The sequence below is a fragment of the Pedobacter nototheniae genome, from assembly GCF_004335085.1.
Lineage (GTDB): Bacteria > Bacteroidota > Bacteroidia > Sphingobacteriales > Sphingobacteriaceae > Pedobacter > Pedobacter nototheniae.
The window spans coordinates 191,798-207,854 of sequence record NZ_RQRS01000001.1 but is presented as its reverse complement, the minus strand read 5'-3'; the positions used below and the strand labels follow the sequence as shown (position 1 = coordinate 207,854).

Here is a 16,057-nt window from a genome sequence, read left to right as displayed (position 1 = left end):
TATAGATTTAATTCTTTTCTGGGCTAATTTTTTTCAAATAAATAATGGCACACCATCCATTCGTTCCCTTTGTTGTAATTAAATAATTCGGCACAAGCCATATAAAACAAACGCCAATAAACCCACCATTTTACAGCTTGAGCTTTGCCATAAGTATTTTCGAGAATTGGCATAATTTCCTTCTTATGGTTATCCATGTTGCTTAACCAAGCTTCGGATGTTTTACCATAATTGGTACCATTAACTACCCAGTGCTTCTCAATTTTCAGATCATCATTAAAGTAGAAAAATAAATGGTTTGAAGGCATAATTCCACCCGTAAAAAAGTATTTGCTCATCCAATCCGTTTCATCTATAACTTCATATTTGTAAGCCAAAGTTTTATGCGTAAAAATGTGGACGAAGAGTTTTCCATCGGGTTTTAAAAATGAAGAAACCTTTGCCAACAGTAATTTATAATTGCGCATATGCTCAAACATTTCAACAGAAACCACCCTATCAAAAGTATCGGCAATGGTAAAAGTATTCATATCAGCAGTAAGTACGGTAAGATTTTGAATGCCACGCTGCCTCGCCGTTTCATCTATAAAAACTTTCTGCGTAGCAGAATTTGAAACTACTGTAAATTTACTTTCAGGAAATTTAGCCGACATGTAAAGCGATAAAGAACCCCAACCACAGCCTAACTCTAAAACATTTTGACCACTTTGTAAATCTGCCCGCTTACAGGTTAATGCCAACATATCATCTTCGGAGGTATCAATATCTTTAACTCCCGGCTTCCAATAACCGCTGCTATATTTTAGGTTTTTACCTAAACAATACTGAAAAAACTGCGTGGGCAATTCATAATGCTGTTCATTTGCATCTGCAGTGTTTATAGCAATTGGAGAAGATTTTAACTCAGCAACCAAATCCATAAATTTCTGCTGTTGTAATTCTTCATCGCCAAGTGTTTCATCGTCCAGGCGTTGTTTAAGCAATTTTCTAATGCCAATACGTAATGCAGCATCAGGAAGTTTATCGTTTTCTAAAAGTTTATTGTACCACATATTAAGATAAGGGATTGTAAGGTGAAAGGTTTAAGCTTTTTTAAACCAAGGGAAAAAAGCACTTGTTGTTTGCTGATATTTTTTATAGGCTACAGGCTTGCTCCTTAAATTTTGTTCTTCATTATTTGGAACTCCAGTAACTTTTAATAATAAATATAAAATAATAGCAGGGCTAATAATGGCTAAAATACCCCATGGGGATGCTAAGGCGAAAACAAAATAACCCATCCAAGTTAACCATTCGAAAAAGTAATTTGGATGCCTACTGTAATTCCATAGTCCGGTGTTACAAACTTTGCCTTTATTAGAGGGGTCTTTTTTAAACTCGGCCAGTTGTCTATCAGCGATCATTTCACCAAAAAAAGAAATTATCCAAATGGCTAATCCTAAATATTCTAAAAAGGAAATTGTTGTTAATGAATTTGCCGTAATTATAAAAAACGGGATGGCTAAAAGCACATTGGATATAGCTTGAAACTGGAAAAACCAGAAGAAATTTCGATTAGCATTTTCTCCCCATTCCTTACGTAATTGCTGGTATCGGCCTTCTTCTTCATTTAAATGACCAATTACGCGTTGCCATAAATGCAAACCCAGGCGTAGCTCAGCCAGTAAAAACATGCCGCAAATTAAAAATTTTCGGGTTTCTAAGCCTTCTGATAAGAAAAAAGTGATTACTGTAATTACAGGGAAATTTAAAGCCCAGAAAACATCAACTACGCCAGCATTTTTAATTTTTTTGGCCCAAAGCCAAACTAACGCCATAATTACGCAACAGGCAATTAAAGAGAGAAGCGAAATAAATAGAATGTGTTTGTAATCCATTTTAAGGTTTTGGTTTTTAGGCCTATGGATAAAAAGCCCAAATGATATAAACTTTCGTTATATCCTTAACCTTTTACCTTTTTGCCAGCAATTCTTTAACACCTTCGCCAGTTTTTAGTTTGAATAATTGAACTAAAACATAAGCTAAAGTGCCGATGCTACCTAAACATACGAATAAAATGGTCCAAACGATTTTAAGGAAAACGTTTTTTTCTTTGTAAAACATCCACAAGGTGATTATGAAGATGTTAGCGTAAAAATCCCATAAAGTGGCACGCATCCAGGGGATACTGCCAAGAAAATCCCACTGCTCAAAAAGGTTACTCTCTATAGAAGTTGTAATTACTTTATAGCACATAAAAACAAAAAGTGCCGAGAAAACAATTTTGAGCAGGTTGATCATATTAAAAGCTTTAAACTTTTCTAATTTTGATAATTCGCATCCAATGCAAAACTTTCATCACTGGATAAGTAGGGTCAAACTCCCACCATTTAGAGGCAAAGTTTGGGCTATTGGGTTTTTTATGGTGATTATTTTGAAATAGCTCGCCCATTAATAAGAAATCCCATGGAAGAGAATTTTTACTATGATCGTCATTATCATGATTTGAATAACCATATTTATGACCACACCAGTTTACAATGGCACCGTGTAAAGGTCCCATCAAAAAATGTATAGGTAATAATAAAAACATCCACCAGTGGTTTGCAAAAACAACGTAAAAGCCTATATAAAATAAGCCACAAGAAATTCTCCAAATCCACGAATCGCCAATACGATCTACAAGAGGCCACTCCGGATAATTGCCTCGAAAAGCAGGCTCTGGCTCTATTTTAAAACGTAAATAATTTAAATACATATTCTTGGTTGCAAGCATCATTCCAAACACATCTTTAAAGAAATGTGGAGAGTGTGGATCCTTTTCCGTATCGCTATAGGCATGGTGCATGCGGTGTAAAATGGCATAAGCTCTTGGATTTAGGAAAGAAGAACCTTGCGAGATTAATAAAACCAGATAGAAAAACTTTTCCCAAAAAGGCTCCATTTTAAACATTTTATGTGATGAGTAACGGTGCAGAAAAAAGGTTTGACTAAAAAGCGATAGAAACCAATGTGCAAGAAAAAATATTAAGATAATCATTTACTATTTGTATATGTGTGTTGTGCTATTATTAACGAGTTTTTGCGGTTTTTGGTTTCTTTAGAACAAGAAACCTTTAGAGACGTAGTTTAGTTATTATCAAAAAGACTGTACTAATCCCTATTACGTTATGGTTTCCCTGTTTTACGTAATGCTAAAGATTAATACAGTCTAAAATTTATTTATCTACCGAAATCGTCTTGTACTCTAACGATATCGCTTTCATCTGATGGGTTTGAAGCATCAGTATGTTGCCAAATTTCTGCTACAACACCCCAATCTTCTAAACCGATTAGGCGGTGGCGCTCACCTTGTTGCAATTTAATTTGATCTTTTGGATTATATTTTTTCACTTCACCTTCTTCATCAGTTTCGCTGGTTTTAATGCCAACAGTACCAGTTACTACTTGCCAAATTTCGGCTCTACGGTGATGATATTGCCACGAAAGGCGTGTATTAGGTGCTACAATTAAAATTTTAGGACTTAATTTACCGCCTATTTTAAGGTCTTCAACATTTAAACCATCAAAATAAGTATCAGCAAATTGTTGAGCCTGCGCTTCATCAATTACAAAAAAACCTCCCCACGGACGGGTTTCATCGCGGTTTACTACATTAAAACCTTCAATTTTTAAACGTTGTGCAACGCTTTCGAATATTTCTTTTTTATCGTTTTGCATAAGGTGGTAAAAATAAGGCTTATAAATTAAAAAAGCCCTTTCGGGCTTATATTTTTTTCTCAGCAAAATTATATCCTGCTTTACAATATTAATGGCATGATTTTACTGTTCCTCCAAGAAATGCACTGTTACATGCAGTATAACAGGAGACGCCACAATCGAACGCGACAGCAGACCGTACACGCTTATATTTATCGGTGCATACACAATTAACTGTTACAACGGTTGCGCCACCGTTAATTTCTCTCATTTCTTTTCTAGTTAATTTACCAGAAAACTTTTGCGATTTCATCTCTTTTTCCATGTTTTTTGATTTAAAGGTTATTTCTATTTTAGAGTTATAAACTATTTCATTTGGATACTAAAGAGCAATTAAAGTAAATACCACTCAATCTTAGAGTTAACACCTACCTTAATTGCTTTTTTAATCGTTTTTACCAGCCAAAAACTTGCTTCAGATTAGGATTTAATACAATCTGATTTTGTGGAATTGGTCTGTAATAATACTGCGGTTCTATAAAATTTCGCTTTACCGATTCGGTTACAATATTTCCACCATTGCTTACATCTTGAAGACAAACAGCTGCATCAGAAGCAATTAATCCAGTTCGGTAATAAATTAACTTGGTGCCTAGTGTATTTTTTTCTTTCTTATCCTCAGCAGGAATAGAAGCAGATGCATCAATTAAAATGATATCTGGTATACCATCACCGGTAAGGTCATATTTCCCTAAACCTGCAAAGTACATCCCTTCGGGGCTTTTTGTTAGTAAGCTACCGGCTTTCCACCTCATTAAATCATCGTACCTGGTATTTTCGAAGGCAAATTCTATTCTGCGTTCCCTTCTTATTTCTAAAATTATGCCCACGTTACCGCTAACATTATTGTACTGTTGTTGCAATTTTAAATCGGGTGAAGAATTTGCCTGTACCATGTTTAAATCTGGCATTCCCACCCTTTTTCTAATCAAATTGATGGATAAATCCAAATCCTGTTGGGTTAAAACATTCAACTCTGCCTTAGCTTCAGCATTTATTAATAGTACTTCCGCATAGCGATACACAGGAAAATCGACACTGTTTATGGTTGCATCATCTTTGCTATTTACATAACCTTTTAGTTGATGGTATCCCGTAAAATTTCTACTTAATTCTTGAATATATGGTGTACTGTTTGGACTCATTATCCATCCGGGGTATGCCATTGTTTGACTTAAACGGGGATCACGATTTTGAAACTCCTGTACAAAACCCAGTTTATCGTAATTTGGAATATCTGTAAAACGGCTGCCATCTTTCATCAAATAAGATTGAATAAGATCTTTGGCTGGCGCTTGCTCATAACCTCCAAATAGTGTTCTATTTACGTTTTGACTTTTATTTTTGGTCTGGTCAAAAACATTAACCAAAATTACCTCTGGGTTGGTTGTTAAATCCTGACTGGTAAATAAATTTCCATAATCCTGATCTGTTTTGCCAGTAGAATAAATAGAGAACTTTTTAGAAGCCATAATATCATTTGAAACATTAACCGCAGCCTGAAGAAATGTATTTGCACTAGCGGATAAATTCAATTCTGGATGATATTTACGATACGTACCTTCATAAAGTGCTGCCCTTGCATAAAATGCAGCTACCGCCCATTTACCTGGCGTACCTGTAGGAACGCTTTCTTTAACGTTTTTATAGGCAAAGTCTAAATCAGCCATTACACTATCAACAACTAAGGCACGTGGATCGCTCGCTTTCAGTAAACCTGCATCGCCTGGGTTTAAAGTTTTGGAATACCAAGGCACATCAGAGAAACGCTTAATTTTATCTATATAAAACATTGCCCGATAATATCTTGCTAATCCAGCGTAATGCCTTTTAATGTCATTACTAACTATTGCATGATTACAGTTTTCTAAAAAATAATTTACATTTCGTAATCGTTCCCAATCCCAACCCACTATTAAATTTTGTGCAGTTGTTTTTCCACCCATAACAAGTTTCACTTCCACAGCAGCCGTTGTAGAAACATTATCGCTACTCTGATCGTTTAAATAGCTGCCCCTATCTGGTTGCGAAAGCAAACCGTTAATATATGATGAAAGATCGTTTTCGGTATTAAAAAAAAGACTTGGCGATATACTGGTTTGCGGAAGGCGATCGAGATCGCCTTTTTTACAAGCGGCAAAGCATAAGGTAAATGCCAATAAGGTATATATGATGTTATATTTCTTCATAACTGATATTTTTAAATAATTAAATGCGAGAGGGAGTTAAAAGTCTAAATTTAAACCAATAGCATATTTCCTTTGATAAGGATAGGCCCATGCAGTTGCTCCTTGATTTACAGCCTCAGGATCGATGTATTTCTTAATGGCTGAAAATTCGTAAAGGTTATCGCCCGTAACAAAAACACGTAAACGACTTATTTTGAAACGATTTGTAAACTTTGAAGGTAAAGTGTAACCCAGTGAAATATTTTTAATTCTTAAATAAGCTCCGTTTAACATGTACTTTGTTTGTGGAATATCTAATCCGCTGCCAAAATTATTATCAGCAAGCCATGATTGTAAAACCGGATAATTTGAATTGGTGTTGGCATCGGCTAATCCGGCAGCAATATATGAAGCAGAGTGTTGTGCTCTAACTTGTGGCGCATCGGCCGCTGCTCTGTAATAATCAAGATTCCAAGGGTAAACGTTAGCATAAGGCTGTTGATAAGGACCCCAAAACAAATAGTGATGAGGATAAAAGTCTCTTTTTAAAACGCCCTGTAAGAATATAGAAAGATCGAATCCATTCCAATCCATATTAAAATTAGCACCAATAGTATAGCGATTACTGCTATTTCCAATAACCTTTAAATCTTTAGGATCAAGCGTACTTAAACCCTTTTCAATTTTGCCATTTCCATCCAGATCTTTGTATTTTGGCCAACCCTGTACAATGGTTAAAGCACCCCACGGAATAATACTGGTTTCGTTTAGAGCTGCTATTTCGGCTTTATTTTGGAATAAACCATCGTTTTCAAGTCCCCATATTTCTCCAATGTTTTGTCCAGGCCTGTAATCACCAGAAAATAATTGCTGTTCATTAGGAAATTTTGTAATTTCTGTTTGCGAATCCGCCAGCGATATTTTTGCCTGAAATCCGAAAGGTTTAGAAGCAACTATAAAACGATCATGGTAGGTGGCAGATAACTCCCATCCTTTTGTTCTTAAATCAGCACTATTTTGTCTGGGCACTGCAGTTCCAAGTACACCAGGCAATTCCTGTCCGCCAGTAAGCATTCCGCTTGTATTGCGAATAAAATAATCAAATGCAAATAGAAACTTATCTTTAAAAAGACCAATATCCGTTCCTACATTTAAGGTTGATACCTTTTCCCAAGTATAGGTATTTGGATCAACCAACAAACCGGGCGCACCTTTTATAATAGGACTCTGCCCAATGCCGCCAATAATATATTTGGATGCATCTGTTGCCAGCGATTGAATATAACCGAAATCACGAAGTGGAGGATCAGAACTAATTGCTTGATTGCCTAAGGAACCATAAGATGTACGTAATTTAAAAGTAGAAAGTACCGGAGCTAAAGGTTTAAAAAAATCTTCAGCACTAGCTATCCACGCTCCAGATGCTGAAGGGAAAAACCCCCAACGCTTTTGGATAGGAAATCTGGATGAGCCATCGTATCGGCCAGTAGCTTCTAAAATATAGCGCTCTTTATAGGTGTAGTTTATACGGGCAAATCCACTGGTTGTTGCATAAGATCTATAGGCCGCACCTGTTGTAGCTGTACCGTTGGTTAGCGCAATGTATGGCAATGAAGAAGATATAAGACCATCTTTTGATGCCGTGATTTCAGAATAATTATAATCTTCTGAGTTATAACCTAACATTGCACTAAAAAAGTGATTGCCTATTGTTTTTTTGTAGGTACTATATAAGTTAAATGCATTATGATCCAAGTATCCGTTTCTTTCACTTACGCTGCTCAAACTTCCTTCTTCTCGCACATCATTAGGGCCATATCCAATTTTGTATTTTTTAGCATTTTTAGAATACCGCCAAAGTTCCCTTTTAAATGAAGCATCGCCATTAATAACTAAATCGCCTTTTAAAAATGTAGCGGTTGCACTACTTATATTCTGAAAGCCAAACGTAGTTTCAAGATTTTTTCCACCATCCGTTAGTTTAGCAGCCAATCTTCCTGCACCTGTATTTGCCCATGTACCATCAGGATTTACTGCTACATCAGTTGGTTTTAGGTAATAAAGATCTGTAATATCGGTAAATGGATACGCTCGTTTTGTTTGATAAATATTAAGGTTATTATCAATTTTAAGCCAATTTAAAGGTGTAAAGGTAACTCTTGGTCTTAAAGCGTAACGATCCCAAAAATCATCCGATAGTTTATTCATTCCATTTTCCTTAGTATAATTTGCAGATAAGTAATAAGTTAATGGCTTGTTATTTATGTTAGCACCGCCAGAAAAAGTTAAGCTATGGTTTTGAGAGAAGCTAGCGCTATTAAAAAAATATTTATACCAGTCGTTATTTCCCATATATGCCCACTTTGATGGATCTTTAATATCAACACGGGTATCGGGCAAAGCTGGATTATCAGAACGTTCTTTTGCCCATTTTAGATACTCATCAGAATAAGTTGAATTATTCCAGGGGGTATTATCTACAGCTGTTTCTACAGTTCTGGCGTAGATATAAGGATCGGTGATGGGCTGAGGTAAAATTGTAGGTTTGCCCCAGGTACTCAATGTACTATAGCTGATGGTTTGATGATCAACCGAACCCTGCTTGGTTGTTACTAAAATTACTCCGAAAGCAGCCCTAGCTCCGTAAATAGCAGCAGATGCAGCATCACGCAATACAGTAAGTGAAATAATATCAGAAGGTGTAAGTCTTAACAAATCTTCGTTGTTTGCTGCCGGAATACCATCAATTACAATCAACGGAGAACCACCATTGATGGAAGTCATCCCCCTGATGTTAATATCCGGCGTAGTACCAGGACCACCACCTTTATAAGTAATATTTAAACCCGGACTAATACCTTGCAAACCCTGCATAACATTTGAAATAGGCCGTGACTCTAAATCTTTTCCTGATATTTGATCGATAGCACCAGCTACATTTATTTTTTTCTTTGTACCAAAACCAACAACAAGAACCTCCTCAAGTCCTGCGTTTTCTGGTAAAAGCGTTACATTCAGTTGAGTTTGACCATTTAATGTAATTTCTTGTCTTTTGTAGCCAACATAAGCGAAAATAAGTATGGCATCAGGCTTAACACTTATGCTAAAAGCTCCGTTAGAATCGGTTGTGGTAGCTTGTTTAGTGCCTTTAATAAGAATGCTCACTGCTGGTAAAGTTTCCTTACTTTCACCATCTATAACTTTCCCCTTAAGTGTAATATTTTGAGCAAATGCACTCGTAGTTATCAAAAAAAAGCAAATCATCCAAAACAGTGAGCATCTTTTCTTTATTATCTTGCCGAGAGGTAATAATAACAGGTAATTTTTTTCCATCCTTAATTAATTGAAATTGATTATTTAAAATACAGACATTGTATTTTGCCGCTAAACTATCTGCATTTCAACACCTGAATATCAATTACATGTTAATTAATTCACCGCTCATTTATTCAATAAATTAACATTGACGTAATAAATAAAAAACAGCCTATACTGTTTATTAAGGCACTTTTTTAGAGCTGTTTTAACTCACTAAGCCAATCCATCACATCATTATGTAATGTTATAGAACATGAATTTTGAATAAAAATTGGGGGTTTAGAGCTAGATTTCTTCACAATTGCCAATTAATAGCGTGCCGATTTATCATAAATACCCTTTAAACGTTGCAAATACGAAAGGAATTTTTAAAAATTTACTATTGAAATGGCTTTTTTGAATATAGAAAAACTAAGGGGTATATGATTTATCTTAAAAAATTGATGACAATTATTTAAAACTATATAGGCAAAATTAATACTGCTGTAGATTATGCTTAAGGAGGGAAAACTTGATTGTTAAAAAAAATTACGGTTGGCATCCACCTAACCGCAATTAATCATTAAACTAACTAAAACAAAATAAGCAGCGATAGTATCTCTGCAAATCCCATATGTCAAATAACTTATTAATTCAGCCAGAAAAGAAATTTCTAACCTACCCACATCCCCCCAAAACACACCTATACATGCCTAAAATCGCTTAAAAATTAGCCAACGTTGAAATGATTTCCCTCAAGAGAAATACTTAATAAGAATTATAAGGAGAATGCTATAATATTTTACTTGGCAACATTGGGTTTGTTCTCATTGGAGTTTGGATTATGATTAGATGATCTTCTACCTCTCCTCCAGTAACTATACCAGTTGGCGAAGAAACATCAATCTTTGATTTCCCATAACGCAAACACGCACATAAGTATTTTTATTTACTCTATTTGCTGGTATTATCCATGTAAGGTCTACTGATGTTTGATTTGCAGGTGCCGAAACTGTTACTCTTTCACTATCATCAAAAATACCATTCTGGTCAAAATCAATCCAGCCAGAAATATAAGAACATTTCTATCTGAGAGACAATACTTTTGACAGAAATAAATGAAAAAACAAAAGGATAGTTATTTCTTTTAAAAAGCAAAGATCCAAGCACCTAAAACTATGTGTAAACCCTCACTACTACCCAATGCTTTTAGAGTTTATATTTTCCAATAATCTGGACTACCCATTGTTAATAAAAGGCTACTCAAGCTTTCACAAATTTGTCATCCATAAGTGAAGGTCTTCCCTTGAGGTAATTTTTAATTTTTTACGAATCCGATGTTTTTTTCCTTGTACAGCTTTTACAGAAAAGTTTCCATATCGAGCAATCTCTTTTGTTTCAAAATTTAGCCTTAATAAAACACAAATTTCAAGTTCTGAAACAAGTAAATCTGGGGTAATGGATAAAAGTTTATCAATAAATGTGGGAGAAAAGGCTTTAAATTTTGGAAGAAACGTGGGATCATTTTTTTTTGCGAGATTAATAATTTCATTCAAAATTTCTGAATCACCATGTTCAGCAACTAATTTAGTATTGTCGTTTTCTTCGAGATATGTTTTTTTAACAAACTGAGTTTGCTTTCTTAATAGAAAAAAAATAAGAAAAATGCTCGCTCCAATAAATATAACAAGAATTATATTTACCGTACTTAACCTTATTTCTTCCTCAGGTTTAAGCAGGGCTATTTCTTTTATTTGTAATTTATCTTCTTCATTTAAACTATCAGCAAGCATTGAATATTTTCTCAGAAATACATTTTCCATTTCCTTGTTTTTCATCGCACCATAAACTTCAAACATTCCTTCATATATGGCTTTTTTCTGCTCTGTCATTCTCGATACTAATGCCATTTTAAGTGCATTCTCATAAGCTGTGATTGCCTTTTGATATTCTTTTTTCTTAAAATATAAAGTACCTAGATTTTGAATGGTTTGAATCTTGATTCTAATAAACTTTGATTCATCGTAATGACTAGAAAGATGGTTTGCCAAAAGGATATATTTTTCCGCAGAATCACACTTATTAATACTCAGATAAAACAATCCTAAATTATCAAGTGCAATTATTCCACCACTTTTTAACTCTGATTTATTGCTAACCCTTTGAAATTCTTTGACACTTTGACTGAGATAAAATAATATACTATCTGAAGAATTTTTGCTTGCTTGAAGTATGTGAGAAATATTTGAATAAGCAATACCAATATGCGCATGAGATTCGTCAGCATTTGGAATTTTCTCTGCAAATGATGCTGCCTGATCCATTGATACCCTTGCCTCTTTAAAAAATCCCAATTTCGTATAACTTACACCTTTCATCGCAAAAAGCTTCGATAAAAGCATGGGGTTATTTAATTTCAATGCAGTTTGAATATTTTGATCGGCTAATTCTAACACCTTGTTATATCGCCCAAACTCAAATAATTTTTTCCCCAAGCTAACACTACTTCGAACAGACGCCGTAGGATAATCAACTGACAGGCAAAGTTTTTGTATTCGATGATTTAATTCTACAGACTCTTCAACTGAGTTGTTTTTATCAAGCAAAGAAAGTAAACTATCTATTCTTTTTTTAAGATAGGAATCGGGCTTTGTTCCTTGCCCCAAAACTGATAATGAACTGTAAATCAATATTAAAAAAACAAATAACTTCATAACATTTATAACGCATTATGCGATTGAATTGGATAAACTTAAATTTCAATAAATGCAACCGATATAGTGGCACATTTTTTTTATTTCGCCCATTAATTTGGATCAAAACTTAATATTTTTCAGGCAATGTTTGGGATAAATGCGAGCCTATGTTTTAATAGTTGAAGAGGATACTTATAAGAGTCTAAATTAACAAAAATGTTACACTTAATTTTATAAATAATCTGTTTTAAAGAAAAAAAATTAAATACCTAAATCTACCCAAATAATCCAAGAATTAAACAACAGAAATTAATCTTATTTTTTTAAGAAAGTAAGACTACTTGAATAGTACATCTCAAAAAAAATAAATAGAATATTATTAGGCATCCAATGGGTATAAGTAGGTAGCCACCACCCTTTATTTTAAGTATAAGTTGACGGTTCTTTGTATTAATAAAAATTAAAAGAACTACAAAGGATTATACTTGTCATCCATGCCTTTAAAAACCTTAAAAGAACTACAAATAGTACTTATTGATAATGATCCAAACATCATTAATACACTTAAGCTTGCATTTTTAGGTTTCAAGCATCCTACCTTCCGTTTCAATTTTACTTTAACAGGTTTAAAAGATTTAACGAGCTTAAAGGATGTGCTATTTAAACCTGATGTTATCTTTTTCGACAATTATGCATCTGATTTTAATGGTTATCAAGGTTTAAATCAATTAATTAAACATTTCCCTAAAAGCGCAGTAATTGTATACTCTAAAGATGATGACAGTTACGCCATTATTGAAGCTATACAACTTGGTGCTAAAGGGTATCTAAAAAAAGGAGTTAGCAACGATGAGCTTTTAATGGCTGTTATTAAAGTAATGGAAGGTTGTTTATATATCAGTCCTTTATTAATTAAGAAAATATTTGAGGTTATAAAATTTCAAACTTATCAATTTTCTGTACTTACAAGCAAGGAAAATGAAATTGTAAATGCTATAAATAGAGGTTTAAGCTATAAATTAACAGGATATAGATTAAATATTTCTATCAACACGGTTAGAGAACATATTAAAAGAATCTATAAAAAACTTAACATTAATAGCAAAGGAGAATTAATGGCCATGAACAGAACAAATCCAGAAGAAGCACCTTTAAAATTTGAAAACATGGAAGAGTGCTTATAAAGCTGATTATTTTTTTATCCTGATAGCTTTTTAGTTGTATCTATTTTCTCTTCACTTCCTAAATAAATCAAAATTTTACCTTCTTCATCCAGTAAAACATATAAAGGAATGCAATTTACTCTGTATGCAGTCCCTGTTTTTCCAAGTCCTTTCTGGTTATATTCGTCGATTACCTGAGACCAGGGCATTTTTTCCTCATCCATTGCCGAAAGCCAGTTTGATCTTTTCTTATCTAATGAAACACTAATAATTTCGAAATCTTTAGAATGATATTTTTGATAAACCTCTTTCCAATGTGGAATAGCATTTCTACATGGCTTACACCAACTTGCCCAGAAATCAATCAAAATGTATTTTCCTTTCGCTGCTGAAAGGGTGAGCGACGTACTATCTGTTTTTAAAAGTGTAAAATCTGGAGCTACATTGCTAGGTGTCAATAACTGTCTTAGGTCAACATCTTTTGCAATCGATTCATAGTAAAATGAGTTTTTAGCAGCCCCTTTAAACTTACTTAAAAAGGTAACCAGATCTGCTAATGGCATTGTTTGATTTCTTTGATAGTAAATATTCAATAAGTATGGCCCAATAATAGAATTAGGATTTTCAGCTATAAGTTTATTAATCCATTCCATTTTCCATATGCCCGCTTCTACAGTTATTTTATTTATTGCTGAGTCTAACCTACCTTTCTTATTTTCGTCATTTTCTGCTTGGTACTGCTTTTGCAACAATACATATTCAGCATTAAACTTTAACCTTTCGGGATTGTTCATGTAACTATTATACCTTGCTTGATTATCTGAGCCACTAAACACAACATTAATAAGTGAAGCCTCTTTATTACCACCGTATTTGGTATAATCACGATGTACAGCACCAGCAGTATCAGCATTTAAAACAATAATACCCTTATCTACAAACACATCAGTAGACCAATTACCAGGTTTAATGGTAATTAGCATTACTTCTTCCCGATTAATTTTTCCTGTCAAGTTAAATGTACCATTTTGAAATACAGCACTATCCACCGCTTCGGCATCACCGTATCTGGTTAGCTTAACTGTTCCTTTGTCGAGGCCCTTTATAGTGCCTTTTATATTAAAATTTCCATCTTTTTTATCCTGTGAATAGGAATTTATAGAAACAAATAGCAGTACGTTTAATAGAAATAGAATAGATTTAAAGCTGTTTTTCATTTGGGTTTATTTTACAACAAGTATACCTTTAATAATATGAAATACATACAGTTATAAAAATAGATTAAGGTTTTTTTAACGAAGAGAAAAGCAAATAAAAAAGACCAATCTAAATGAATAAATCGGCCTTTAAGGGTGGAGAATATCGGATTAAAAAATTCGCTTAAAACTTCTCCGTAGATGCCTTTTTGATATTCTGAGAGGGCTTTTACTTTTCTAATTTCACTATTTTTAAAGGATTGCTGGCAGACTTTTGTCAGACTTAACAACCGCATTTACAATAGCAAGAATACCAAAATCGAAATTCCTTTACAAGAAAAAACGTAACTTATGACATGTACAGCAACTCGCCAAATAAACAAAGCACAATAATTTTAAATTGTTAGGCTTTTAATTTATCTATTTTAGTAAGAGCTACGGGCTTGCAGGAGCGAAAACGCTAAAACTCACGCTACACCAGCAGTGGGAATTATTCAGCATGGTAAACAAGATTAGCGTATAAATGGAAAAACCACAAAGCATTGACCCCATCTCACCAAAAACACGTAATTAGCAATTAACTGGTTTACAGTTAATTTCCCCATACTTTAAAATTAGTGGAATGGGGTCAATCAAACTGGTTTACGCAAAGTATCCTAATAATCATATGATATCATCTTTTATGTTAGATTAAACGGATATACCTCATGAAATAGACTATTAGAAAACTTGTTTATTACCTATTAATCAAGGTTAGTCTATTATTTGTGCAAGAAATTCATTACTTGCATTATGTAATGCAGCAATTCTGGTTATAAATTGCATGAGAAATGGCAGCAAAATTAATAAAATAAAAAAACTCTGATAAAAACTAATTATTGCTACAACTATTGTAATAATTAACTCTAGAAAAAAGATACATAATATGTGTATTTTATTTTTGATTGGAAATCGTCGTTAGATTCAAAAAGCTCAAATTCTCCTTTATCTACTTTTTTAAATATTTTATCTTTGGAACGAATTTCCCAATTGTCATCTTTAAAGGACAAAGAGTTTGAAGTAATACCCGTAATAATATACCCCTGTTCTTTTAACCGTAAATTTATTCGATCCATTAATAAGGATACTTTTATTTTACTTTCCGCTGAAATTGTTTTTTTTATTCTCATAATCCGAAATCATATGTATGAGGCTGCCAATCTTCTTTAATATTTACTGGCTTGCCAAAAGTTGGGGTTCCAATCAAAGTAGTATAACCAACACTACCTGATCCAAACATTTTAAATGATAAGCCTGAAAACAAATAAATAACTACTCATTAGAATCTATTCAATTTTATGAAGCCTTTTTATTTTAGAGACGAAATCGGAATTGAAAAAATCAACAAGGGGTTTGATTCCTACACTTTCAGCTTGGTATCCACCAGAAATTAATGTTTTATTATAGGCTTTAGTTAAATAAACATTCGTTTTAGATCTCACTGCCTTTCCTTGAGGTTCTAGTTTTAAACCGAATTCAATTATATTATTATTAGCTTTTAATTCTATGGTTAATCTGATTGCATAATCATCTTTTACATTCCCAACTGTATCGGTTATGAAATATTTGCCATTGGATCTTAACTTTGAATATCTATCAATATCTATTATTAGTTCATTTACACTTCCCTGGTATTCATAACTTTGAATAGGTGGCGTTTGCCGACTGACACCACCGACAAAATATATTATTACGCCTATTGGTATCAGCATAACGAGAATGTACACGACGATTAAAATTTTTTTCATTATTTTAAAATT

13 protein-coding genes are annotated in these 16,057 nt (G+C 33.6%); 1 reads left to right on the top strand and 12 read right to left on the bottom strand.

Annotation, left to right across the window (positions count from 1 at the left end; all coding sequences use genetic code 11):
* Window positions 1-23: 23 nt before the first annotated feature.
* The 9 genes from EHC72_RS00965 to EHC72_RS00930 all read right to left on the bottom strand — a co-directional run bounded on the left by EHC72_RS00965 (window position 24) and on the right by EHC72_RS00930 (window position 11,917).
* On the bottom strand, window positions 24-1,052 hold the full coding sequence (locus EHC72_RS00965; RefSeq protein ID WP_131535606.1) for an SAM-dependent methyltransferase: 1,029 nt from the start codon (window positions 1,050-1,052) through the stop codon (window positions 24-26).
* Window positions 1,053-1,082: 30 nt separating this feature from the next.
* Complete coding sequence (locus EHC72_RS00960) at window positions 1,083-1,877, bottom strand: DUF1295 domain-containing protein (RefSeq protein ID WP_131535605.1); 795 nt, start codon at window positions 1,875-1,877, stop codon at window positions 1,083-1,085.
* Window positions 1,878-1,950: 73 nt separating this feature from the next.
* Window positions 1,951-2,280 (bottom strand): DUF1475 family protein, encoded by a 330-nt coding sequence (locus EHC72_RS00955; protein ID WP_131535604.1) that lies wholly within the window; start codon window positions 2,278-2,280, stop codon window positions 1,951-1,953.
* 10 nt (window positions 2,281-2,290) lie between these two features.
* The gene (locus EHC72_RS00950; protein ID WP_131535603.1) at window positions 2,291-3,019 is read right to left on the bottom strand and encodes an acyl-CoA desaturase; all 729 of its coding nucleotides are present in this window, start codon (window positions 3,017-3,019) and stop codon (window positions 2,291-2,293) included.
* A 182-nt stretch (window positions 3,020-3,201) separates the two neighbouring features.
* Window positions 3,202-3,699, bottom strand: coding sequence for a cupin domain-containing protein (locus tag EHC72_RS00945; RefSeq protein ID WP_131535602.1), 498 nt, complete (start codon window positions 3,697-3,699; stop codon window positions 3,202-3,204).
* A 434-nt stretch (window positions 3,700-4,133) separates the two neighbouring features.
* Window positions 4,134-5,927: a RagB/SusD family nutrient uptake outer membrane protein gene (locus EHC72_RS00940; RefSeq protein ID WP_131535601.1), complete on the bottom strand. Its 1,794-nt coding sequence runs from the start codon at window positions 5,925-5,927 to the stop codon at window positions 4,134-4,136.
* Between the two features lie 36 nt (window positions 5,928-5,963).
* Window positions 5,964-9,155 (bottom strand): SusC/RagA family TonB-linked outer membrane protein, encoded by a 3,192-nt coding sequence (locus EHC72_RS00935; protein WP_246029349.1) that lies wholly within the window; start codon window positions 9,153-9,155, stop codon window positions 5,964-5,966.
* A 926-nt stretch (window positions 9,156-10,081) separates the two neighbouring features.
* Window positions 10,082-10,276, bottom strand: coding sequence for a GEVED domain-containing protein (locus tag EHC72_RS23265; protein WP_394346872.1), 195 nt, complete (start codon window positions 10,274-10,276; stop codon window positions 10,082-10,084).
* A gap of 198 nt (window positions 10,277-10,474) precedes the next feature.
* Window positions 10,475-11,917 carry a helix-turn-helix transcriptional regulator gene (locus EHC72_RS00930; protein WP_131535599.1) on the bottom strand — a complete coding sequence of 481 codons (1,443 nt, stop codon included), beginning with the start codon at window positions 11,915-11,917 and terminating at the stop codon, window positions 10,475-10,477.
* A gap of 476 nt (window positions 11,918-12,393) precedes the next feature.
* Between EHC72_RS00930 and EHC72_RS00925 the strand changes: the two genes are divergently transcribed.
* Window positions 12,394-13,083 carry a response regulator gene (locus tag EHC72_RS00925; protein WP_131535598.1) on the top strand — a complete coding sequence of 230 codons (690 nt, stop codon included), beginning with the start codon at window positions 12,394-12,396 and terminating at the stop codon, window positions 13,081-13,083.
* Between the two features lie 14 nt (window positions 13,084-13,097).
* Here the strand turns inward: EHC72_RS00925 and EHC72_RS00920 are convergent, their stop codons facing one another.
* The 3 genes from EHC72_RS00920 to EHC72_RS00910 form a co-directional block, all read right to left on the bottom strand.
* A complete protein-coding gene (locus EHC72_RS00920) occupies window positions 13,098-14,279 on the bottom strand; it encodes a TlpA disulfide reductase family protein (RefSeq protein ID WP_131535597.1) in 1,182 nt (393 codons plus the stop codon).
* An 884-nt stretch (window positions 14,280-15,163) separates the two neighbouring features.
* Window positions 15,164-15,427 carry a hypothetical protein gene (locus EHC72_RS00915; RefSeq protein ID WP_131535596.1) on the bottom strand — a complete coding sequence of 88 codons (264 nt, stop codon included), beginning with the start codon at window positions 15,425-15,427 and terminating at the stop codon, window positions 15,164-15,166.
* 156 nt (window positions 15,428-15,583) lie between these two features.
* On the bottom strand, window positions 15,584-16,045 hold the full coding sequence (locus tag EHC72_RS00910; protein WP_131535595.1) for a hypothetical protein: 462 nt from the start codon (window positions 16,043-16,045) through the stop codon (window positions 15,584-15,586).
* Between the last annotated feature and the right edge of the window lie 12 nt (window positions 16,046-16,057).

What these genes read in the sequence shown, in the direction of transcription:
- EHC72_RS00945 (WP_131535602.1), bottom strand. Translation starts at nt 3,699, where the DNA reads ATGCAAAACGATAAAAAAGAAATATTCGAAAGCGTTGCACAACGTTTA.
- EHC72_RS00965 (WP_131535606.1), bottom strand. Translation starts at nt 1,052, where the DNA reads ATGTGGTACAATAAACTTTTAGAAAACGATAAACTTCCTGATGCTGCA.
- EHC72_RS00925 (WP_131535598.1), top strand. Translation starts at nt 12,394, where the DNA reads ATGCCTTTAAAAACCTTAAAAGAACTACAAATAGTACTTATTGATAAT.
- EHC72_RS00915 (WP_131535596.1), bottom strand. Translation starts at nt 15,427, where the DNA reads ATGAGAATAAAAAAAACAATTTCAGCGGAAAGTAAAATAAAAGTATCC.
- EHC72_RS00950 (WP_131535603.1), bottom strand. Translation starts at nt 3,019, where the DNA reads ATGATTATCTTAATATTTTTTCTTGCACATTGGTTTCTATCGCTTTTT.
- EHC72_RS00955 (WP_131535604.1), bottom strand. Translation starts at nt 2,280, where the DNA reads ATGATCAACCTGCTCAAAATTGTTTTCTCGGCACTTTTTGTTTTTATG.
- EHC72_RS00930 (WP_131535599.1), bottom strand. Translation starts at nt 11,917, where the DNA reads ATGAAGTTATTTGTTTTTTTAATATTGATTTACAGTTCATTATCAGTT.
- EHC72_RS00960 (WP_131535605.1), bottom strand. Translation starts at nt 1,877, where the DNA reads ATGGATTACAAACACATTCTATTTATTTCGCTTCTCTCTTTAATTGCC.
- EHC72_RS00910 (WP_131535595.1), bottom strand. Translation starts at nt 16,045, where the DNA reads ATGAAAAAAATTTTAATCGTCGTGTACATTCTCGTTATGCTGATACCA.
- EHC72_RS00920 (WP_131535597.1), bottom strand. Translation starts at nt 14,279, where the DNA reads ATGAAAAACAGCTTTAAATCTATTCTATTTCTATTAAACGTACTGCTA.
- EHC72_RS00940 (WP_131535601.1), bottom strand. Translation starts at nt 5,927, where the DNA reads ATGAAGAAATATAACATCATATATACCTTATTGGCATTTACCTTATGC.